This is a genomic window from Flavobacterium sp. ZB4R12, from assembly GCF_048276375.1.
Lineage (GTDB): Bacteria > Bacteroidota > Bacteroidia > Flavobacteriales > Flavobacteriaceae > Flavobacterium > Flavobacterium gawalongense.
The window spans coordinates 1-22367 of sequence record NZ_JBLNKS010000025.1 but is presented as its reverse complement, the minus strand read 5'-3'; the positions used below and the strand labels follow the sequence as shown (position 1 = coordinate 22367).

The following is a 22367-nucleotide window of genomic DNA, read 5'->3' as shown; positions in this document are numbered from 1 at the left end:
CTCTCAATAACCAAACTAAAGAATATTAATAAAACAAACCAAAATTATGAAAAAAACTGTCCTTAAACAACGACTACTCTTTCGAATCATGAAAATAACCTTATTTCAATTTGTTTTAGCCCTTGTTTTTTCAAGTGTTACAATAGCGAATAATATCAGAGGACAAAGAAAATTGGATACAAAGGTAACTGTTACCCTAACCGATTTGAACTTAGATACGGCGTTAACCAAACTTGAAAAGTTGGCACATGTTAAATTTTCGTATAATTCGAGAATGACACAATTGAACCAAAAAGTGAGTGTTTATGCCAATAACGAAGCATTATCAAGTGTACTTACCCGTATTTTAAAACCACTAAAAATTAATTACACTGAAGTAAGCAATCAAATTATTTTACAAAAGGAAGGAATTCTCAAAGTGGGAATTAATGGAGAAGTTTTCTCGACTTTAAATGAAAACGCAATAGCTGATATTATTAAAGGTCGCGTAGTTGATGACAACGGCGAACCTTTACCCGGCGTAACGATTCTTGTAAAAGGAACCACAAAAGGAACTACAACAGATGCAGATGGAAGTTATACTATCAGTGCTCAAATAGGAGACGTTTTGCAATTTTCTTATGTGGGATTAGAAACTAAATCGGTAACTGTAACAGGAAGCATTGTAAATGTTACTTTAACAGGAAGTGGCGAAACACTACAAGATGTTGTTGTAATCGGTTCTCGTAATCCTACCAGAACAGTTACAGAATCTGCTGTTCCTATTGATGTGATTAGCATGAAAGAAATTGCTTCACAAGGAGCTCAAGTAAACTTAAATCAAATTTTAAACATGGTTGCGCCATCGTTTACATCAAATACTCAAACGGTTGCTGATGGAACGGATCATATTGATCCTGCACAATTAAGAGGTTTAGGACCAGACCAAGTATTGGTTTTGATAAACGGAAAAAGAAGACATACTTCTTCTTTAGTAAATATTAACGGGTCACCGGGAAGAGGATCTGTAGGAACGGATTTGAATGCAATTCCTGCATTTGCCATCGAAAAAATTGAAGTATTAAGAGATGGTGCTTCCGCACAATATGGCTCTGATGCTATTGCAGGTGTAATCAATATTAATGTTAAGAAAAACACGAATAAATTAGAGGTAAACCTTTTTGGAGGAGGAAATCTTTCAAAAGGGGCCAATGACCATGACGGTGGTTTTGACGGTGGTAATTACCAATTAGACTTAAACTACGGAACGAGTTTAGGTAAAGAGAAAAGTTTCATCAATGCAACAGCAAGTTTTCAATTAAGAGATGCTACAAACAGAGCAAAAGATGTGACCGGTACTTTATTTAATGCGTATAATGCGGTTGAACAAAGAGCTGCAGAAGCTGGGACTAATATTAATGCACTTTTTGGAAACATAACTAATACTCCAAATACTACACAAATTCTTTCCAATATAAAAACGTATGCTCCGCAAGTAGGCTATTTCACATCGGCTCAACAAACAGCAATAAGTGATGCTTCTGACATCTCGCAGATGCAAACCGCATTGAATTTTGATGCCACAGCAGGAGAATTAGCGTATAGAGGTCTTGAAAGAAAAGATTTCAATATGAGAGTGGGACAATCTTCTTTGAAAAGTGCTCAATTCTTTTTGAATGCTGCTTATCCAATCAATGATAAACTGGAAGCGTATGCTTTTGGTGGAACCAGTTATAGAAACGGTGAAGCTGCAGGTTTTTACAGAAGACCTAATCAAGCCAGATCATACACGGGATTGTATCCAAACGGATTTTTACCGGAAATACATTCTACAATCAACGACGTCTCAGTTGCTGCTGGTCTTAGAGGTCTTATATTCGAAAATTGGAATTTTGACTTAAGTAACACTTTTGGAAGAAATGCTTTTGATTATGGCGTTGAAAATACGGTAAATGCCTCTTTAAGAGAAAATTCTCCTACTGAATTTGATGCTGGTGGTTTGGCTTTCGCCCAAAACACAACAAATTTTGACGTGAACAGAAAATTTGATGTTCTGGAAGGATTGAATGTTGCTTTTGGTGCGGAATACCGTCATGAAAACTATTCCATCAATGCTGGAGAGCCGGATTCTTACAATCAATATGATATTAATGGTGGTGTGGTAACTGGAACTACAGCAACTAACATTAGAGTTACTGACTTTTTTGGTGCAGCAAGACCAGGCGGTTCTCAAGTATTTCCAGGTTTCAGACCTGCAAATGCAATTGATAAAGACCGTAACAGTGTAGCGCTTTATACCGATTTAGAATTAGATGTTACTGACAAATGGTTGTTAAACGGTGCGGTTCGTTTTGAGAATTATTCTGATTTTGGAAATACTACCAATTTCAAATTAGCGACTCGTTATAAATTAACTGATAATATCAATTTACGTGGTGCCATTTCTACTGGATTTAGAGCACCATCGTTACACCAAATCTATTTCAATTCAACAGCTACACAATTCGTAGGTGGCGTACCATTTGAAGTAGGAACTTTCAGTAATGATTCACAAGCGGCACAATTATTAGGAATTCCAACATTAAAACAAGAGGAATCTCAAAGTGCAAGTATTGGTTTTACGGCAAAAATACCTGATGCCAATTTAACTTTGACGGCTGATGCTTATATTGTAAAAATAGACGACAGGGTGGTTCTTACGGATCAATTTTCAAGACCGGGTGGAACTCCTGCAGCAGGAACTCCAAATGCCATTTTAAATGCATTATTTGATACTGCCGGAGCAACTGCAGCTACTTTCTTTGCTAATGCAATTGACACGGAATCAAAAGGAATCGACGTTGTAATTAGTCATAAAACAAGTTTTGGAAATAACGTTTCTCTAAAAACAGATTTATCAGGAACTTTCTCTAAAACATATAGAGTGGGAGAAATTCATGCTTCTCCAGTATTAGAAGCTGCCGGTCAGGTAAACAGATACTATTCTGAAGCAAGTAGAGTATATTTACAAGAAGCGATACCAAGAGTAAAAGCAAACTTAACCAATTCTGTTACCTATAAAAAATTCGATTTCTTCTTGAGAAATGTTTATTTTGGTAAAGTGACTGATCCAAATACCGCTGATGTAAACGGAGACGGAAGAGTTGAAGGAGTTATAATAAACGGTCAAGCGGTAGAAATTGAGCACCCAATTTGGGGAGCAAAAATTATTACTGATTTGTCTGTGGGTTTCAAAATTACCGAGGCTGCAAAAATTGTTATTGGAGCTAATAATATTTTTGATATTTATCCAGATTTAAATCTTGGTACACAAACAGCAATCAGACCTAGATTAGTGTCTGGAGCTATTGATTACACAGCTGCTCCAGCAACTATCGATTTATCAAATGCAAACCAATTTGTATATTCAAGAAACGTATCTCAGTTTGGACAAAACGGCCGTTTTGTTTTTGCCAGATTAAACTTCAGCTTCTAAAAGATATTTTTTGTTTAGGAAAGCCATCAACTTTTTGTTGATGGCTTTTTTTTGCTCTGATTCCAATGATGTACTACTAACCTATTGAAAGTTATATCATTTTAATGAAAGATTGTTATAACGTTTCATAAACAATTGCACTCCTAAATTAACATCTTCTAAATACTTAAACGATTAAAAATGAATTAACTTTGCAAACTGATATTTTGTCCCAATCTAATGAATTTCCAAGTTGTATCTGATTACCAGCCCAAAGGCGACCAACCCCAAGCGATTGAAAAATTAGCTCAAGGGATTATTGATGGTGAAAAATTCCAAACTTTATTAGGAGTTACCGGATCCGGAAAAACATTTACCGTGGCCAATGTAATTCAGCAAGTCCAAAGACCAACTTTAGTTTTGGCACACAACAAAACTTTGGCAGCACAATTATACTCGGAATTCAAACAATTTTTCCCAAATAATGCCGTGGAATATTTCGTTTCCTATTACGATTATTACCAACCCGAAGCTTTTATGCCTGTAACTGGTGTTTTCATTGAAAAGGATTTATCTATCAATGAAGAATTAGAAAAAATGCGAATGTCAACCACTGCTTCGTTGCTTTCCGGACGAAGAGATATTTTGGTAGTAGCATCGGTTTCGTGTTTGTATGGTATTGGAAATCCTATAGAATTTCAGAAAAACTTGATTCCAATTGAGAAAGGACAAATCATTTCTCGAACCAAATTATTGCATCAACTGGTGCAAAGTTTATACTCTAGAACCGAAGCTGATTTTAATCCCGGAAGTTTCAGAATAAAAGGCGATACAGTAGATGTTTATCCTAGTTATGCGGATGAAGCTTACCGAATCCATTTCTTTGGTGATGAAATCGAGGAAATTGAAAGTTTCGATGTCACGAATTCTAAAGTCCTTGAAAAATTTGATAAACTAACGATTTATCCTGCCAATATGTTTGTGACTTCTCCAGATGTTTTGCAAAATGCAATTTGGGAAATCCAACAGGATTTGGTAAAACAGGTCGATTATTTCAAGGAAATCGGCAAACATTTAGAAGCCAAACGATTGGAAGAACGTACCAATTTTGATTTGGAAATGATTCGCGAACTCGGTTATTGCTCCGGAATTGAAAATTACTCCCGTTATCTCGATGGCCGTTTACCAGGAACAAGACCTTTTTGTTTGTTGGATTATTTCCCAAGTGACTTCTTAATGGTTGTAGACGAAAGTCACGTGACCCTTTCCCAAGTTAGCGCCATGTATGGTGGAGACAGAAGCCGAAAAGAAAATCTAGTAGAATATGGTTTCCGACTTCCAGCAGCAATGGATAATCGCCCTTTGAAGTTTGAGGAATTTGAAGCGATGCAAAACCAAGTAATTTATGTTTCGGCAACACCAGCCGATTATGAATTGCAAAAAACAGATGGTGTTGTTATTGAACAAGTAATTCGTCCGACTGGATTATTGGATCCAATTATTGAAATCCGACCAAGTTTAAACCAAATTGATGATTTAATTGAAGAAATTCAGGTTCGAGCCGAAATTGACGAACGTGTTTTGGTGACGACTTTAACCAAAAGAATGGCAGAAGAATTGGCTAAATATTTGACAAAAGTCAATATTCGTTGCCGTTATATACACTCTGAAGTAGATACATTGGAACGAATAGAAATCATGCAAGATTTGCGAAAAGGAATTTTTGATGTGTTAATTGGCGTGAATTTACTTCGTGAAGGATTAGATTTACCCGAAGTTTCTTTGGTCGCAATTTTAGATGCAGACAAAGAAGGTTTTTTACGAAGTCATCGTTCGCTTACGCAAACAATTGGTCGTGCTGCAAGAAACCTGAACGGAAAAGCAATTATGTACGCTGATAAAATTACAGCAAGCATGCAAAAAACCATTGACGAAACTAATTATCGCAGAACCAAACAAATCAATTACAATACTGCAAATAATTTGATCCCTCAAGCCTTAAATAAAAAAATCGAGAACGCATTTACCAAAAATCCTTTGGCAGATTATGAATTAGGTTATACTATTTTAACTGCTGCCGAACCAGTTACAGAATATTTATCAAAACCAGATATTGAAAAACGCATTCGTGAAAAACGAAAAAACATGGAAAAAGCCGCAAAAGAATTAGATTTTATGCAAGCAGCAAAATTACGTGATGAAATAAAAGCGTTGCAAGGACAATTAACTTAATTATGCTGCTCCTGAAAAACATTCAATAAAACTTCTGGATCAATAATTGCATTTGGCGCCTCCTTCATTAACTTTAGAATACGTTTAGTTGCTGTGGGATTTAAACCCATATCGATTGCTATTTGCTGGATAGCGGCAGCTTCTTTTTTATGCAAAATTCCATCACTATGCATCAACAAAGCCAGTCTATAAAATTGTTGAATGCGTTGAAACTCGGATTTAATGGGCAATTGTGGCAATTCCTGATGAAACAAATCATTGAACCCTCCTTTTTCTATATTTAATTCATTGGCAACAATAAACAAAAAATCGTATTCTCTCTTATGTAATTGTCCGTCAACAGTAGAAAAAGCGATCATCTCTAAAAGTAAGCTTCTTTTTTTCTCGTAAGTATTCATGAAATTATTATTTTTAGCTAAAATATTGATTTTTTTAAATAAAAACACAAAATACCAGTAATGATTCAAAAGCTTAAGTTAATTCTTATTATAATACTTTTTGCGACAGCAAAAATTACAGCTCAAGAGAGTACAGCTTCAAAACAAGTTTCCACTTTTACCATTGAGGCGCCACAACTTCAAACTTCTAAGAAAATTTGGATTTATTTACCGAAAAATTATTTAACCTCAAAAAAGAAATATTCCGTTATATACATGCAGGATGCCCAAAATTTATTTGACACTAAAACTTCCTATTCTGGTGAATGGAATGTCGATGAAAAACTGGACAGTCTCAATGCACAAGTTATTGCAATAGGAATCGAACATGGAAATGACAAACGTTTAGAAGAATTAACTCCCTTTAAAAACGAAAAATATGGTGGCGGAAAAGCAGCTAATTATTTAGAATTCATTGTAAATACGCTAAAACCGCAAATTGACAAAACGTATAGAACCAAACCCGAGAAGAAAAACACTATTATTATGGGAAGTTCTTTGGGTGGTTTGACTTCCTTTTACGCTACTTTAAAATATCCTGAAGTGTTTGGTAAAGCAGCTGTTTTTTCACCCGCTTTTTGGATAAACCGCAAAGAAATTTTTGAATTAGAAGAAAAAAATAAAAAGCAAAAAACGAAATATTATTTTCTTTGTGGAGATAAAGAAGGAGATGATGACTCTGTGGTTCGCGACCTTAACAAAATGGAATATCTAATTAATACTAAAAGATGCTATTGTTTAAATTTGAATGAAAAGAAAATTGTAAAAGGTGGACAGCACAACGAAAAATTATGGCGTGACAGTTTTGTAAAAGCAATTTTATGGCTTGGTTATTAAAATAAAATCCTTCTGCATTTAAAGATAAATACATTAATTTTAAGTGCTAAAATCAGATTCAAATGGAACTAATCTTAAGAAAATACAACCTCAAATTAAAACATACGTTTACGATTTCAAGAGAGTCAATAGACTTTCAACCTTCTTTAATTGTAGAATTAAAAAGTGAAGGATTTTCAGGTTTTGGCGAAGCAACATCAAATCCATACTACCGTACAACCGTTCCAATGATGATGCTGGATTTAGAAAAAATTCGCACTCTAATTGAAGCAACGACAAATGAAACACCTGAAGAATTTTGGGTAAAAATTCATCCTTATTTAAAAGATGACATGTTTGCATTGTGCGCTTTGGATATGGCTTATACAGATTTGTATGCTCGCAAAAAAGGAAAAAAATTGTACGAATTATGGAATTATACCATCAACAAAAATCCATTGACAGATTACACAATTGGAATTGCTTCCATTGAAAAAATGGTTTCTAAAATGAAGGAATTACCTTGGCCGATTTACAAAATAAAATTGGGAACTAAAGAAGATATTGCCATTGTAGCAGCACTTCGAAAACATACCAATGCCATCTTTAGAATTGATGCTAATTGCGGTTGGGGTGTCGAAGAAACCATAAATAATGCAATCGAGTTAAAAAAACTGGGAGTGGAATTCTTGGAACAACCCATGAAAGCAGACAATTGGGAAGGACATAAGGAAGTTTTTAAACATTCGGTTTTACCAATAATAGCCGACGAAAGTTGCATTATAGAAGAAGATGTAGCCAAATGTCACCATTATTTTCATGGCGTAAATGTCAAATTAGTGAAATGTGGCGGTTTAACTCCCGGAAGACGAATGATTCAGGAAGCCAAGAAATTAGGTTTAAAAACGATGGTCGGTTGTATGACAGAATCTACCGTGGGAATATCTGCGATTGCACATTTATTGCCGCAACTGGACTATGTAGATATGGATGGCGCGCTGCTTTTGGCAGAAGATATTGCTACCGGTGTAACCATAGATTTTGGAAAAATAAGCTATTCAGAAATCAATGGAACTGGAGTAACTTTAATTTAATTCTAAATGAAAGTCAACCAATTTCCAGATCGAATAATAGAAATCGACAATGAGACCTATTTGTATTTTGGAGGAACTGCCTATTTGGGTTTACCCACAAATAAGAAATTCCAAAAGCTGCTCATCAAAAATATTTTACAATGGGGAACAGCTTATGGAAGTTCGAGAAATGCAAATATTCAACTAACTGCTTACGAAAATGGAGAACGTTTTTTAGCTAATTACATCGAAGCGGATGCTACTCTTACAGTTTCTTCCGGCATGCTGGCGGGGAAATTAGTAATTGAGGTATTAACACCTCAAACCGATTGCTTTTTTCATTTTCCTGATACGCATCCTGCCATTAAAGCGCCAAATAGCCTCCCCTTTTTTATTGGTAACCAATTAAATCCTCGCTTACTGGATAACGTAACTGAAAAAATTACGATTCTAACCGATGCAGTTCCTTCTTTTCATGTAAAACCAATCGATTTTTCAGTCCTAAATTTAATTCCTTCCAATAAAGAAATAACTTTAGTTATTGACGAATCGCATTCGCTTGGTATTTTAGGTACAAATGGTTGTGGAATTTATTCGACAATCGATCTTCCTTCTATTAAAAGAAAAATCATGATAGCGTCTTTAGGGAAAGCCTTTGGGTTGACAGGTGGCGTAATTGCCAGCGATATCGATTTTATTAATCAAATGGCAAATCACGACACTTTTGTTTCCAGTGCGGGAATGAATGCGGCATTTGTCCAAACCATCGCTGATGCTGAAAAAATTTATTTTACTCAACATCAAAAATTAAAAGACAATTTGAACTATATAGATACTCATTTAATTAAAAGTAAAGCAGTTCTTTTTAATCCGAATTATCCGCTAATTTATCCAGAAATCGAAGGAATAAATGAAATTTTCACTACGAATAAAATCATCGTAACTAATTTTAAATACCCAACAGACAGCAAGGATTTAAATCGAATTGTAGCTACTGCCAATCACAAAAAAGAAGATTTGGATAAAATAATTCACATTCTAAACCAAAACCAATTCTAAATCTAAAATTGCGGTCTAATTGCTTTTTAACCGTACCTTTGTAAAAAATAAAAATGATGACTAACAACGATATCTTTAAAAAACTTCGCGTAGCTTTAATGTTGCGTGACGATCAAATAGTTGAAATATTAGAATTGGTAGATTTTAGAATCACTAAATCAGAATTGGGTGCTTTTTTCCGTGATGAAAAACATGAAAATTATATGGAATGTGGCGACCAAGTGTTGCGTAATTTCTTGAATGGATTGGTAATTCACTTGCGTGGAACAAAAGAAAATCCAAAAAACCCAAATGATGTTTTAGCCAAACACAAAGCTCAAATTCCTGTAAAAGAAGGAGCTTCAGAAAGAGCTGAATTCAAAGCAAAACCAAAAGACGAAGACAGAGCCAGAGGCGACCAAAAACCGGGTAAATCACCAGCGGCTAAGAAACCTTTCAAAAAACAAAATTCAAAAGGCACTCCAAAAATTCAAGTAGTGGAGAAAGTGAAATATAATTTCGGTAAGAATAAAAAATCATAAGTAGTGCAGATCTGTGCTCCTCTACTAAATTAAACTAAAAAATCCTGAGTTACACTTAGGATTTTTTTATATCTTTAAAAGTGTTTTATCAAAAACACTTTAAGAGCTACAGCTTAACATAGAACATCCCACTTTATCTCTGGCCCAATCGGGTCTTTTGGCAAACCATTTTTGAAAATTCGGTTGTTCATCGTAGGGCTTTTTAAGCATTTCAAATAATTCGTTTAGCAAAGAATAGTCTCCCTTATCAGCGTCATCAATACACAATTGTGCCATATAATTTCGCAATACATATTTTGGATTTACGCTATTCATTTGCTCTTTTCTTTCAGTATCTGACAGCGTTTCTTCATTGATTCGAATAGTATAATTCTTAAACCAGTCGTGCCAATCTTTCAAGATAGTTTCATTCAAATCCTTTTCGTTATAAAAGGCATCTTTTATTTTATTGAAAGCTGTTATTGCTGTATCCTCTTTAGTAACAGTACTCAGATTTCTAAAGAAAATGGTCATATCAGTTTCTACCAATTGAAGCAGTTGGGTTAAACTTTCAATTAAAATTGCATCAGCCTCTTTTTTGATTTGGAAACCGAGTTTATTTTGCATCATATTCAAATACTCCTTTTCGTAATCAAGACTAAAAGCATCCAAAATAGTTTCAAGAGGTTTGACATCCTGAATCAAAGGATACAAAGCATTGGCCAATTGATACAAATTCCACAGCGCAATTTCAGGTTGATTGCCAAACCGGTATCTTTTATACTGTCTATCAGTTGTATTGGGTGTCCAGTTGGAGTTGTAATCTTCCAACCAACCGTACGGCCCATAATCAATAGTGATGCCGTGAATGGACATGTTGTCGGTATTCATAACGCCATGAACAAAACCAACGCGTTGCCAGTGCACAATCATATTCAGTGTAGTTTGGGTTACTTCATGAAAAAAGTCTAGATATTTCCCGACACCTTCTCCTTGAATATGAGGAAAATGATGTTTGATGGTGAAATCAGCTAATAATTTGAGATTAACATAGTCTTTTCGAGAAGAAAACAATTCAAAGCTACCAAAACGGATAAAAGAAGGAGCTACTCTACAAACAATTGCCCCTTTTTCGTAGGCAGGATTTCCATTATACAATACATCACGTAATACTTGATCACCGGAAAGCATTAACGAAAGCGAACGTGTTGTTGGAACACCTAAATAATGCATCGCTTCGGCACACAAATACTCTCGAATGGAAGAACGTAAAACTGCAAAACCATCTGCTGTTCGGGAATATGGTGTAGGCCCTGCTCCTTTTAACTGCAAAGTATACGTTGCATTGTCGTGAACAACTTCGGTTAAATTGATGGCACGACCGTCTCCTAATTGCCCAGCCCAATTCCCAAATTGATGTCCGGCATAACACAATGCAAAGGGTTTTGTTTCTGGATAAACGGTGCTTCCTGAAAAAGTATTTAAAAAATCAGTTGAAAGAATATCTTCCTGAGAAAGACCAATAGCATTTGCTACTTCATTTGAGGCATGAATTAGTGAAGGATTTGAAGGCTTTTTAGGTAATACAAACGAATAACAAGCTTGCTGTACCTGTCTCGGCGTATTGCTTTCACTTGGATCAGCAGGCAACTCGCTTATAAAACTATTTTGCAAATGAAGTTTCATATCTTTAAAAAGAATTAAATAAAAATCAGTAGGTATTATAATGTAAAGGTATTCGATACTCTACATTAAATATAACTCTTTTGATAATTTTAATTTATAACTAAAATCGTTTAGCTTATAACATTAAAACTCAATTTATAGTATCATCCACAAAGTGTACTGCATAAAAAAATCCTGAGCTTTCACTCAGGATTTTTAAAAATATATAACAATTTTTTAATTTAAGAAAGTGCGGCTTTTACTTGGTCAGCTGCTTCTTGGAATTCAACAGCAGATAAAATTGGCATTCCTGAATTATCAATTAATTCTTTTGCGATAGCTGCATTTGTACCTTGTAAACGAACAATGATTGGTACTTTAATAGCATCCCCCATATTTTTGTAAGCATCAACAACTCCTTGTGCCACACGGTCACAACGAACGATTCCTCCAAAAATATTAATCAAAATTGCTTTTACGTTTTGATCTTTTAAGATAATACGAAAAGCAGTTTCAACACGTTTTGCATCAGCAGTTCCACCTACGTCAAGGAAGTTAGCAGGCTCAAAACCAGCATACTTAATTAAATCCATAGTTGCCATAGCTAAACCAGCTCCGTTCACCATACATCCAACTGTACCGTCAAGATCAACATAGTTTAAACCTACTTCTTTTGCTTCAACTTCGATTGGGTTTTCCTCACGAACGTCACGCATATCAGCATATTTTTTTTGTCTGTATAAAGCATTATCATCGATATTTACTTTAGCATCTACAGCCATAATTTTATTGTCAGATGTTTTCAAAACCGGGTTGATTTCAAACATTGAAGCATCAGATCCAATATAAGCATTGTACAAAGAATCGATAAATTTCACCATTTCTTTAAAAGCATTACCTGAAAGACCTAAGTTAAAAGCAATTCTTCTTGCTTGAAAACCTTGTAATCCCACAGAAGGATCAACTTCTTCCGTGAAAATTAAATGTGGTGTGTGTTCCGCAACTTCTTCAATATCCATTCCACCTTCAGTAGAATACATAATCATGTTACGACCAGTAGCTCTATTCAATAAAACAGAAACATAAAACTCAGAAGTTTCACTTTCGCCAGGATAATAAACATCTTCAGCGATTAAAACTTTATGTACTTTTTTACCTTCAGCAGAAGTTTGAGGTGTTACCAATTGCATTCCTATGATTTGTTCTGCAATTTCTTCTACTTGTTGTAAGTTTTTGGCAAGCTTAACCCCACCACCTTTACCACGTCCGCCTGCATGAACTTGGGCTTTTACTACATACCAACTTGTACCAGTTTCTGTAGTTAATTGTTTTGCAGCAGCAACGGCTTCTACTGGACTATTAGCAACGATTCCGCGTTGTATGCGAACCCCGTAGCTAGCTAAAATCTCTTTTCCTTGATATTCGTGTATGTTCATAATATAGAATTTGTCTGGATTCTGAATTTATTTCAGAATAAAAGTGGCACAAAAATAGCAAAATTAAACTTAACTGCTATTTTTTTTTATTAAATGTAGTGCCTAAATTTGTATATTTAAAGCTAATCATTAAGCGAAGCAAGAAATATAAAAAATAACAAACATTTTGTTATAATTCTAAAACAGAATTCTTCGGTAAAATAATTCTTTCAAAATAATTGACTTAAGTCCTTTTAATCGGTTTTCTTTTTATAGAAAAATCAATTGAATTGTATTTAAATACAATTATTGTGATTTATCGTACCTTTTTCTACTATTACTGTAAAAATACACCCAATTTGGCTTTTACACTCATTATATGTTACTAAATCTTTAATTTTGTAAAAAAAATATTAAGCATGAAAGTTAAAGAACAAGGCCTTTATTTGCCCGAATTTGAACATGATAATTGTGGCGCAGGATTTATTTGTAATTTGAATGGAATTAAGTCTAATGATATTATCCATAAAGCACTCGATATCTTAATAAAGCTAGAGCATCGTGGAGCTGTAAGTGCAGATGGAAGAACCGGAGATGGAGCAGGAATCTTATTTGATATCCCTCATATATTTTTTAAGAAAGTATGTGATTTTGAAATCCCAGAAGCAAGACAATATGCAGTAGGAATGGTTTTTATGCCAAAAAGCATAAACCAAGTAGCTTTTTGTAAAACAACTTTTGAGAATTCTATACGCAATCAAAATTTAGAAATTCTAGGATGGAGAGACGTTCCTGTAGATGTTTCTAATTTAGGACAAATTGCAGCTGAAAAGGAACCAACCGTAAAACAAGTATTTGTTGGTAAAAATGGATTGGACCTTACGGAACAACAATTTAACGCCAAAATGTTTGCTGCAAGAAAAATTGCAGAGCATATTATAATAAATTCAAGAACTTCAGAAAGTCATATGTTCTATTTTTCTAGTTTTTCAACAACTACCATTATATATAAAGGTTTGTTGATGCCAGAAGACATTAGCCGCTACTATACTGATTTATCTGACACTGATTTAGTTACCAGATTAGCTTTGGTTCACCAACGCTTTTCAACAAATACGTTTCCTTCTTGGGAATTAGCACAACCATTTAGATACATGTGTCATAATGGAGAAATCAATACACTTCGTGGTAACATTAGCAGAATGCGTGCTCGTGAAGAATTGATGCAAAGTGATGTATTTGGTGATGATTTGAAAAAATTATTCCCTATTATATTAGAAGGAAAATCAGATTCAGCTTCTATGGATATGGTTGTCGAGTTGTTATTGATGACTGGGCGTTCTTTACCTGAAGCAATGATGATGGTAGTTCCTGAAGCTTGGGAAAAACACCAGACCATGTCGGAAGACAAAAAAGCATTTTACGAATATAATGCTTGTATCATGGAACCTTGGGATGGTCCAGCTTCTATTCCTTTTACAGATGGTAACGTTATTGGTGCTTTATTAGATAGAAATGGTTTGAGACCATCTCGTTATACTTTGACAAAAAGTGGTTTCGTAATTATGTCTTCAGAAATTGGTGTTCTTGATATCAAACCGGAAGATGTAGTGCAACATGGTCGTTTAGAGCCGGGAAAAATGTTTTTGGTTGACATGAACGAAGGTCGAATCATTGAAGATGATGAGATAAAGAATGCTGTCGTTACCAAACGTCCATACAAAAAATGGTTAGATGAGAATTTATTGCAATTAGCTCAAATTCCTTATACTAATAATCCAATACCAACCGAAAAAATAGACTTTGAAACAAGGCAACGTCTATTTGGTTATACTATTGAGGATTTAAAAACAATAATAAACCCAATGGGAGCTCAAGGTAATGAAGCTTTAAGTTCTATGGGTAATGATACTCCGCTAGCGGTTTTATCAGATCAACCACAATTATTATATAACTATTTCAAACAATTATTTGCACAAGTTACCAACCCACCATTGGATGGTATCCGTGAAGAGATTATTACTGATATCAGTTTAGCAATTGGTGGTGATTTTAATATTTTTGATATTGAGCCTAAGCATTGTAAAAAATTAAAAATCCAAAATCCAGTTATTTCGAATGAGGATTTAGATAAAATAAGAAATGTTGATCATGCTGATTTCAAATCGGTGACTATTTCTACTTTATATGATATAGAAAAAGGAGTAAATGGATTGGAACGCGCTTTGGAAAGAGCTGTACAAGCCACTTTTAAAGCGGTCTCAGAAGGTTGTAATATCGTAATCATTTCTGATAGGGGTGTAAGCGAAAAAATGGCTCCAATACCAATGTTATTGGCTTGTTCTTACATTCATCATTCACTAAATATTTTAAAAGCTCGTTCGAAATTTGGAATCATAATCGAATCTGCAGAACCACGTGAACCACATCATTTCGCATTATTATTTGGTTACGGCGCAAGTGCAATAAATCCTTATATGGTCAATGAAATCATTCATGATCAAGTTAACGAAGGCTTTATTACTGGGGTAAAAGCAGATTATGCGATTAAAAATTATAATAAAGCGATTGCAAAAGGAATCCTTAAAATCATGAACAAGATCGGTATCTCTACTTTACATTCGTATAGAGCTGCTCAAATTTTTGAAATTTTAGGATTAAATAAAACATTCACTTCTAAATATTTCCCTTACACACCTTCTAGAATTGAAGGAATTGGTCTAATGGAAGTGGAAAAAGAAATCAAAAAAAGATATCAAAAAGCTTTCCCAAATTCAAAAGTGGCTAATTTATTATCCCTTGAAATTGGAGGAATCTATAGATGGAGAAGAACTGGGGAAAAACACATGTTCAACCCTACAACCATTTCTAAATTACAACAAGCTGTACGATTAAATAGCCCAGAAAGTTATAAGGAATACTCCAATATGGTCAATGACCAAAGTAAAAACCTAATGACAATTAGAGGTTTATTTGAATTTAATAATTTAGATCCAATTTCTATTGACGAAGTAGAACCTTGGACAGAAATTGTAAAAAAATTCAAAACTGGCGCCATGTCTTATGGATCTATCAGTCAGGAAGCCCATGAAAACTTGGCAATTGCCATGAATAGAATTGGTGGAAAAAGTAATTCTGGAGAAGGTGGGGAAGATTCTAAACGTTTCCAAAAAGACTTAAATGGTGATTCTAGAAATAGTGCCATTAAACAAGTTGCTTCAGGAAGATTTGGTGTATCTATCAACTATTTGACAAATGCCAAAGAGATTCAAATAAAAATGGCTCAAGGCGCAAAACCTGGAGAAGGTGGGCAATTACCTGGAGAGAAAGTAGTGCCTTGGATTGCAAAAGTTAGAAATTCAACTCCTTATGTTGGTCTAATTTCTCCGCCGCCGCATCACGATATTTACTCCATTGAAGATTTATCTCAATTGATTTTTGATTTAAAAAATGCCAATCGTGAAGCACGTATTAACGTTAAGTTAGTTTCTGAAGTTGGTGTTGGAACAATTGCCGCCGGTGTTGCTAAAGCTAAAGCCGATGTGATCTTGATTTCAGGATACGATGGAGGAACCGGTGCTGCACCATTAACTTCACTACAACATACAGGTATTCCTTGGGAACTTGGACTTGCCGAAGCACAACAAACTTTAATCTTAAATGATTTAAGAAGTCGTGTAGTTTTAGAATGTGATGGACAATTGAAAACAGGACGTGATGTAGCTATTGCTGCTTTACTTGGAGCTGAAGAATTTGGTTTTGCAACAGCGCCGTTAGTAGCGTCTGGTTGTATTATGATGAGAGCTTGTCACTTGAACACATGTCCAGTTGGTATCGCTACTCAAGATCCAGAATTGAGAAAAAATTTCAAAGGAACTCCAGAGCACATCATCAACTTCATGTATTTTATTGCCGAAGAGTTAAGAGAAATCATGGCTCAATTAGGATTTAGAACACTAAAAGAAATGGTGGGACAATCTCAAAAATTGAATGTCAACAAAGCCATCAAACATTATAAAGCAAGTGGATTAGATTTATCTACCATTTTGTATAAACCAGAAAAAGCTAAAGTAGTTCCAAATCATAATACGACTACACAAGATCATGCTTTAGATAATGTACTTGATTTTGAAATTATAAAAGCAGCTATTCCTTCTATTTATAGAAAAGAGAAAACAAGAGTTACTTTTAATATCAAAAACACAGATCGTTCTGTTGGTGCGATTTTAAGTAATGAGATTTCAAAAATATATGGTGCACAAGGTTTACCCGAAGACACGATATTAGTTGATTTTGAAGGTTCTGCCGGACAAAGTTTTGGTGCTTTTGCAACAAATGGTCTGTCATTTAAAATTCATGGAAACTGTAATGATTATTTAGGAAAAGGACTTTCAGGTGGTAAATTAATTATCAAAGTCCCTCCTACTGCAACATTCAAACCAGAAGAAAACATTATCATTGGTAACGTTGCACTTTACGGAGCAATTACTGGCGAAGCCTACATCAACGGTATGGCTGGAGAACGTTTTTGCGTTAGAAATTCTGGAGCAACAGCAGTTGTTGAAGGAATTGGAGATCATGGATGCGAATATATGACTGGAGGAACTGTAGTAGTTTTAGGAAAAACCGGAAGGAATTTCGCTGCAGGTATGAGTGGTGGTATTGCTTATGTTTTTGATCCAAATAAAAAATTCGATGCTACTGTATGTAATATGGAAATGGTTGCTTTTGAAACATTAGAAGAAGATGACATAACTAAACTGAGACGTTTAATAAGAAATCATTCTATGTATACGAATAGTCCATTGGCAAAAAGAATTTTGGGTGATTGGGAAAATCAACAAAAACACTTTATTAAAGTGATGCCAACAGATTACAAAAAAGCATTGAAAAGATTAGCAGAAGAAAAGCAAATAGAAGAACTAATAGCATAGTCATGGGTAAGATAGGTGGATTTAAAGAATATAGTAGAACTGACGAAAATAATATAGCTGTTGTAGAACGTGTATCAAACTATAATGAGTTTACAATTCCGTTAGCAAAAGATAAAATAAAAGAACAAGGATCTAGATGTATGGATTGTGGTATTCCTTTTTGCCATAGTGCTTGTCCGTTAGGAAATTTGATTCCTGATTTTAATGACATGGTGCATCAAGAGGAATGGGAAAGTGCATTGGAGATTTTGCAATCAACAAACAATTTCCCTGAATTCACAGGAAGATTATGTCCAGCTCCATGCGAAAAATCATGTGTTTTAGGTATAATCAGTGAACCAGTAGCTATTGAAAATATTGAAAAAAACATTGCCGAAAGAGGTTTCGCGGAAGGATGGATAAAACCACAAGTTCCAGCGACAAGAACAGGCAAAACCGTAGCCGTCATAGGCTCTGGTCCTGCTGGTTTAGCGGCTGCACAACAATTAAATCGTGCAGGACATACCGTGACCGTTTTTGAAAGAGACAATGCAATTGGTGGATTACTACGTTATGGAATTCCAAATTTTAAATTAGAAAAAGGAATTATTGACAGACGTGTTGCAATTTTAGAAGCAGAAGGGATTGTTTTTAAAACCAATGTAAACGTTGGTATAAATTTCAGTATTGAAGAATTAAATTCTTTTGATTCAATCGTATTATGTGGTGGTGCAACTGAAAGAAGAAGCTTACCTACAAAAGGGATTGAAAGTAAAGGAGTTGTTCAGGCAATGGACTTTTTAACACAACAAACTAAAGTATTATACGGGGAATCTATACCAGATCAAATCAAAGCAACTGGTAAAGATGTTATCGTTATTGGTGGTGGAGATACTGGTTCAGATTGTGTTGGTACATCAAACAGACACGGTGCTAAATCAGTTACTAATTTTGAGATTTTACCAAAACCACCTGTTGGAAGAAGTGAAACTACTCCTTGGCCTTTCTGGCCACTACAATTAAAAACTTCATCTTCTCATGAGGAAGGTTGTGATAGAAACTGGTTAATCAATACAAAAGAATTCATTTCTAATGAAAAAGGTGAATTAACGGGATTGAAAACCGTTGAAGTAGCTTGGAAAATGACTCCGGGGCAAAGACCTGAATTGATAGAAAAGGAAGGATCTGAAAAAATATGGCCTTGTAATTTAGCTTTATTAGCCCTTGGATTTACAGGTCCAGAAAAAACATTAAGCGATCAATTAGGATTAGAGGTGGATTTCAGAAGCAACTATAAAGCGACTAATTACCAAACTAATGTTCCGCATATATTTACTGCCGGTGATATGAGAAGAGGACAATCGTTAATCGTTTGGGCAATATCTGAAGGTCGTGAAGCCGCTAGAGAAGTAGATAATTATTTAATGGGTTTCACAAATTTACCAACTAAAGGTAACGGTGATCTACCTAGTTTATAATAAAAAATAATTTCACGAGAATCCCTTGATAAAAACAATTATCAAGGGATTTTTATTTTCAGAATAGTTATAAAAATATTAAAAATAACACTAATTGTTATATTAAAAACATTTTGTTATAATTTGTTAAAATATGTGTTTTTATTTGTTTGTATTAATAAAGAATAATAAATTTGCCTAAAAATAGAATCAAAATGCAAGGAAAAGACTTATTACAATTAGCAGAACAATTTGGTAGCCCCATATATGTATATGATGCCGAAAAAATACAATCTCAATACAACAGATTAACAAAGGCTTTTTCTAAGGTAGATAAGTTACGCATTAATTACGCTATGAAAGCCTTGTCGAATGTTGCAATACTCCAATTACTAAAAGAAATGGGATCTGGTTTAGACACTGTATCTATTCAAGAAGTATTGTTGGGGCTTCATGCAGGATATGAGCCTGAAAAAATATTTTACACTCCCAATGGAGTTTCTCTGGAAGAAATTGAAGAAGTTTCAGCCATGGGTGTCCAAATAAATATTGATAACTTATCTATACTAGAGCAGTTTGGTACAAAATACCCATCAGTTCCTGTTTGTATCCGTATAAATCCTCACGTAATGGCAGGCGGAAATGCAAATATATCAGTCGGTCATATTGATAGTAAATTTGGTATTTCTGTTCACCAATTACCTCATTTGGTTCGTATTGTTGAAAATACAAAAATGAATATCGTAGGTATTCACATGCATACTGGTTCCGATATTCTTGACATAGAAGTATTTTTATATGCGGCGGAGATCTTATTTGATGCAGCAAAAAACTTCAAGAATCTTGAATTTCTAGATTTTGGAAGCGGATTTAAAGTACCATACAAAAAAGATGATATCGAAACTGATATTGAAGAATTAGGAAAAAAACTTTCGAAAAGATTCAATGCTTTTTGTGCAGAATACGGTAAAGAATTGACATTAATATTTGAACCTGGTAAATTTTTAGTAAGTGAAGCTGGTTTCTTTTTAGCCAAAGTTAATGTGGTAAAACAAACTACATCGACAGTTTTTGCAGGGATAGACAGTGGTTTCAATCACTTAATACGACCAATGTTTTATGGTTCACAACATCATATTGAAAACATTTCACATCCAAAAGGGAAAGAACGTTTTTATTCCGTTGTTGGATACATTTGTGAAACGGATACTTTTGCAAATAATAGAAGAATATCCGAAATAAAAGAAGGTGATATTTTATGTTTTAGAAATGCGGGAGCCTATTGTTTTTCTATGGCATCTAATTATAATTCAAGATACAAACCAGCAGAAGTATTGTGGATGAAAGGCGAAGGGCACTTAATACGAGCACATGAAACCTTTGAAGATTTATTAAAAAATCAAATTCCATTGCCAATAATTGCAACTGTTTAGGTAAAATAAAAATCCCATCTCAAGTATAAACGAGATGGGATTTTTTATTAAAACACAATAAATAAAGTTTATTTATTTTCTAAAATTTCTTCCAAAACATTAGCTTCAGTTCCATTTGGAAAAGGAATTTTTATTTTTTGAGCAATCGTAGGTGCAATTTGTGTGATATATTTCTTAGTAAATGATTCTCCCTTTTTTACATGCCATCCGTAGAATATTACTGGCACATGCGTATCGTAACTATAAGGAGTTCCGTGAGAAGTTCCTGTTCCTTGATATTCTATATAAGCAGCTTTGTCAAGAATAACAAGATCACCATCTTGTGTTGGATCATAACCTTTAGCAATAAAATTAAGGTAATAATCATTTCCGGTAGACCCTAGAATTTCTTCTTCAGTATAGACTCTTTTGACCTGTTCCTGTGTCATCAAATAGTCTTTGAAAGCCTGTTTTACTTTTGTCAAATCAAACCCTTTAGACTTAATAATTTCTTTATTAAAGAAAAGATTAAAATTAGAATAATTTAAAATTAAATCTTGTCCAAAAGTAGCTATAGAAAAGCCTCTCAATCCCTTTACAACATCGTTAGGATTAATACTTTTTACGTTGTATTTATTATCTCTAAGATAGTTTGCATTTTCAGCACCTGCATGATCGGCAGTTAAGAAAAGCAAATAATTATCTTTACCTACCGTTTTGTCCAAATAAGCTAAAAACTCAGCGATTGTCTGATCTAAACGTAAATAAGTATCTTGTAACTCTATAGATCTTGGTCCAAGTAAATGTCCAACATAATCTGTCGAAGAAAAACTAACAGTCAAGAAATCTGTAATATTATCTTTCCCTAATTCTTCTTTTTCAATTGCTTTCATTGCAAATTCTGCCAAAAGATTATTTCCAAATGGTGTACCACGTATTACACTTACATCATTTTTATCGTACATATCTTTTAAATTATATGGAAATACAGGTGCTGTACTATTGTACAATTTTCCTTCATAAGGATTATCATCCGGGAGACTTTCGTTATAAGTTGCCGCAGGTTTAAATAAATCCCAACCTTTAGTGATATACGGCATGTATCTTTTTTCCAGATTGAATTGTGTGACCCAATCCGGTAAGGTTGAACCATAAAAAGAGCTAGAAATAAAAGCTCCGGTTTTACTAAACCAAAAAGCCCAATTAGCAAAATGTCCTGCTGGTAAAATAGCTCCACGATCTTTTAGGCTCATCCCAATGACTTTTCCTTTAAAGTTTGTAGCTAATCGCAATTCATCAGTAATAGTTGTGCTTTGCAAATTCTTAGGAGACATTTCACCTTCTTTGGCTGTCCCATCTCCTAGTGTTTTTACTGATGCGTCATCTGTACAATACATCTCTTTACCCAAACTTCTGCTAAACCATTCATTTCCTACAATTCCATGTGTCGAGGGAGTTGTCCCCGTGTAAATGGAAGCATGACCAGGTCCAGTATAAGTAGGCATATAATTAAAATGCATGTTTTGGAAAGTATATCCATTACCCATTAATCTTTTAAAACCCTTAGGCGAAAAATCATCTGAAAAACGATATAAATATTCCATCTTCATTTGATCTATAACAATTCCAACAACCAATTTTGGTCGCTCTTGAGCTTGTATGTTTAAAGTAATAATAAATCCCAAAAGTAAAATATTTTTTTTCATATCATATTTTTATATACTTCAACAAAAATACAATTTAATGTTTTAAAATAAGTCTGTACAAAAACTTAAGCATGCTAAATTGATTTTTTCTTAACCCGGCTAATCCTTTACAGTACTAAAAAAACTATTCAACAAAAAAAATCCTCATCAAATTCATGATGAGGATTTATAGAATCTGAAACGGGTTCAGATTAAAGAAAGGCGACGACATACTCTCCCACATAACTGCAGTACCATCTGCGCAGGCGG

At 34.3% G+C, this 22367-nt stretch carries 13 protein-coding genes; 9 read left to right on the top strand and 4 right to left on the bottom strand.

Annotation, left to right across the window (positions count from 1 at the left end):
• Positions 1-88: 88 nt before the first annotated feature.
• Together ACNO7W_RS15485 and uvrB are read left to right on the top strand one after the other, a co-directional pair.
• The gene (locus tag ACNO7W_RS15485) at positions 89-3454 is read left to right on the top strand and encodes a TonB-dependent receptor domain-containing protein (protein ID WP_417938805.1); all 3366 of its coding nucleotides are present in this window, start codon (positions 89-91) and stop codon (positions 3452-3454) included.
• Positions 3455-3673: 219 nt separating this feature from the next.
• Positions 3674-5665 (top strand): excinuclease ABC subunit UvrB, encoded by a 1992-nt coding sequence (gene uvrB, locus ACNO7W_RS15480; protein ID WP_417938804.1) that lies wholly within the window; start codon positions 3674-3676, stop codon positions 5663-5665.
• Here uvrB and ACNO7W_RS15475 read toward each other — a convergent pair.
• Positions 5662-6063 carry an excinuclease ABC subunit B gene (locus tag ACNO7W_RS15475; protein WP_143388723.1) on the bottom strand — a complete coding sequence of 134 codons (402 nt, stop codon included), beginning with the start codon at positions 6061-6063 and terminating at the stop codon, positions 5662-5664. The two genes, uvrB and ACNO7W_RS15475, sit on opposite strands and share 4 nt — an antisense overlap.
• Before the next feature lie 60 nt (positions 6064-6123).
• Here ACNO7W_RS15475 and ACNO7W_RS15470 point away from each other — a divergent pair, with 60 nt between their 5' ends.
• The 4 genes from ACNO7W_RS15470 (at position 6124) to ACNO7W_RS15455 (ending at position 9571) form a co-directional block, all read left to right on the top strand.
• Positions 6124-6939 carry an alpha/beta hydrolase gene (locus ACNO7W_RS15470; RefSeq protein ID WP_417938803.1) on the top strand — a complete coding sequence of 272 codons (816 nt, stop codon included), beginning with the start codon at positions 6124-6126 and terminating at the stop codon, positions 6937-6939.
• Positions 6940-7001: 62 nt separating this feature from the next.
• Positions 7002-8012, top strand: coding sequence for a dipeptide epimerase (locus tag ACNO7W_RS15465; RefSeq protein WP_417938802.1), 1011 nt, complete (start codon positions 7002-7004; stop codon positions 8010-8012).
• Between the two features lie 6 nt (positions 8013-8018).
• Positions 8019-9050 (top strand): aminotransferase class I/II-fold pyridoxal phosphate-dependent enzyme, encoded by a 1032-nt coding sequence (locus tag ACNO7W_RS15460; RefSeq protein WP_417938801.1) that lies wholly within the window; start codon positions 8019-8021, stop codon positions 9048-9050.
• Positions 9051-9106: 56 nt separating this feature from the next.
• Positions 9107-9571 (top strand): DUF1456 family protein, encoded by a 465-nt coding sequence (locus tag ACNO7W_RS15455; protein WP_143388719.1) that lies wholly within the window; start codon positions 9107-9109, stop codon positions 9569-9571.
• Positions 9572-9670: 99 nt separating this feature from the next.
• On the opposite strand, the gene ACNO7W_RS15450 is transcribed toward ACNO7W_RS15455, so the two are convergent.
• Both ACNO7W_RS15450 and sucC read right to left on the bottom strand, forming a co-directional pair.
• Positions 9671-11236: a protein adenylyltransferase SelO gene (locus ACNO7W_RS15450; protein ID WP_417938800.1), complete on the bottom strand. Its 1566-nt coding sequence runs from the start codon at positions 11234-11236 to the stop codon at positions 9671-9673.
• Between the two features lie 221 nt (positions 11237-11457).
• The gene (gene sucC / locus ACNO7W_RS15445; RefSeq protein ID WP_039110988.1) at positions 11458-12651 is read right to left on the bottom strand and encodes an ADP-forming succinate--CoA ligase subunit beta; all 1194 of its coding nucleotides are present in this window, start codon (positions 12649-12651) and stop codon (positions 11458-11460) included.
• A 398-nt stretch (positions 12652-13049) separates the two neighbouring features.
• On the opposite strand from sucC, the gene gltB reads away from it, so the two are divergent.
• The 3 genes from gltB to lysA all read left to right on the top strand — a co-directional run bounded on the left by gltB (position 13050) and on the right by lysA (position 20433).
• Positions 13050-17564, top strand: a complete 4515-nt coding sequence (gene gltB / locus ACNO7W_RS15440; protein WP_417938799.1) for a glutamate synthase large subunit — start codon at positions 13050-13052, stop codon at positions 17562-17564.
• A gap of 2 nt (positions 17565-17566) precedes the next feature.
• A complete protein-coding gene (locus ACNO7W_RS15435; RefSeq protein ID WP_417938798.1) occupies positions 17567-19021 on the top strand; it encodes a glutamate synthase subunit beta in 1455 nt (484 codons plus the stop codon).
• Positions 19022-19215: 194 nt separating this feature from the next.
• On the top strand, positions 19216-20433 hold the full coding sequence (gene lysA / locus ACNO7W_RS15430) for a diaminopimelate decarboxylase (protein ID WP_417938797.1): 1218 nt from the start codon (positions 19216-19218) through the stop codon (positions 20431-20433).
• Between the two features lie 68 nt (positions 20434-20501).
• On the opposite strand, the gene pafA is transcribed toward lysA, so the two are convergent.
• Positions 20502-22118, bottom strand: a complete 1617-nt coding sequence (gene pafA / locus ACNO7W_RS15425) for an alkaline phosphatase PafA (protein ID WP_417938796.1) — start codon at positions 22116-22118, stop codon at positions 20502-20504.
• Positions 22119-22367 lie beyond the last annotated feature (249 nt).

Coding starts and splice junctions, on each gene's coding strand:
- ACNO7W_RS15485 (WP_417938805.1), top strand. CDS start 89: ATGAAAATAACCTTATTTCAATTTGTTTTAGCCCTTGTTTTTTCAAGT.
- uvrB (WP_417938804.1), top strand. CDS start 3,674: ATGAATTTCCAAGTTGTATCTGATTACCAGCCCAAAGGCGACCAACCC.
- ACNO7W_RS15475 (WP_143388723.1), bottom strand. CDS start 6,063: ATGAATACTTACGAGAAAAAAAGAAGCTTACTTTTAGAGATGATCGCT.
- ACNO7W_RS15470 (WP_417938803.1), top strand. CDS start 6,124: ATGATTCAAAAGCTTAAGTTAATTCTTATTATAATACTTTTTGCGACA.
- ACNO7W_RS15465 (WP_417938802.1), top strand. CDS start 7,002: ATGGAACTAATCTTAAGAAAATACAACCTCAAATTAAAACATACGTTT.
- ACNO7W_RS15460 (WP_417938801.1), top strand. CDS start 8,019: ATGAAAGTCAACCAATTTCCAGATCGAATAATAGAAATCGACAATGAG.
- ACNO7W_RS15455 (WP_143388719.1), top strand. CDS start 9,107: ATGACTAACAACGATATCTTTAAAAAACTTCGCGTAGCTTTAATGTTG.
- ACNO7W_RS15450 (WP_417938800.1), bottom strand. CDS start 11,236: ATGAAACTTCATTTGCAAAATAGTTTTATAAGCGAGTTGCCTGCTGAT.
- sucC (WP_039110988.1), bottom strand. CDS start 12,651: ATGAACATACACGAATATCAAGGAAAAGAGATTTTAGCTAGCTACGGG.
- gltB (WP_417938799.1), top strand. CDS start 13,050: ATGAAAGTTAAAGAACAAGGCCTTTATTTGCCCGAATTTGAACATGAT.
- ACNO7W_RS15435 (WP_417938798.1), top strand. CDS start 17,567: ATGGGTAAGATAGGTGGATTTAAAGAATATAGTAGAACTGACGAAAAT.
- lysA (WP_417938797.1), top strand. CDS start 19,216: ATGCAAGGAAAAGACTTATTACAATTAGCAGAACAATTTGGTAGCCCC.
- pafA (WP_417938796.1), bottom strand. CDS start 22,118: ATGAAAAAAAATATTTTACTTTTGGGATTTATTATTACTTTAAACATA.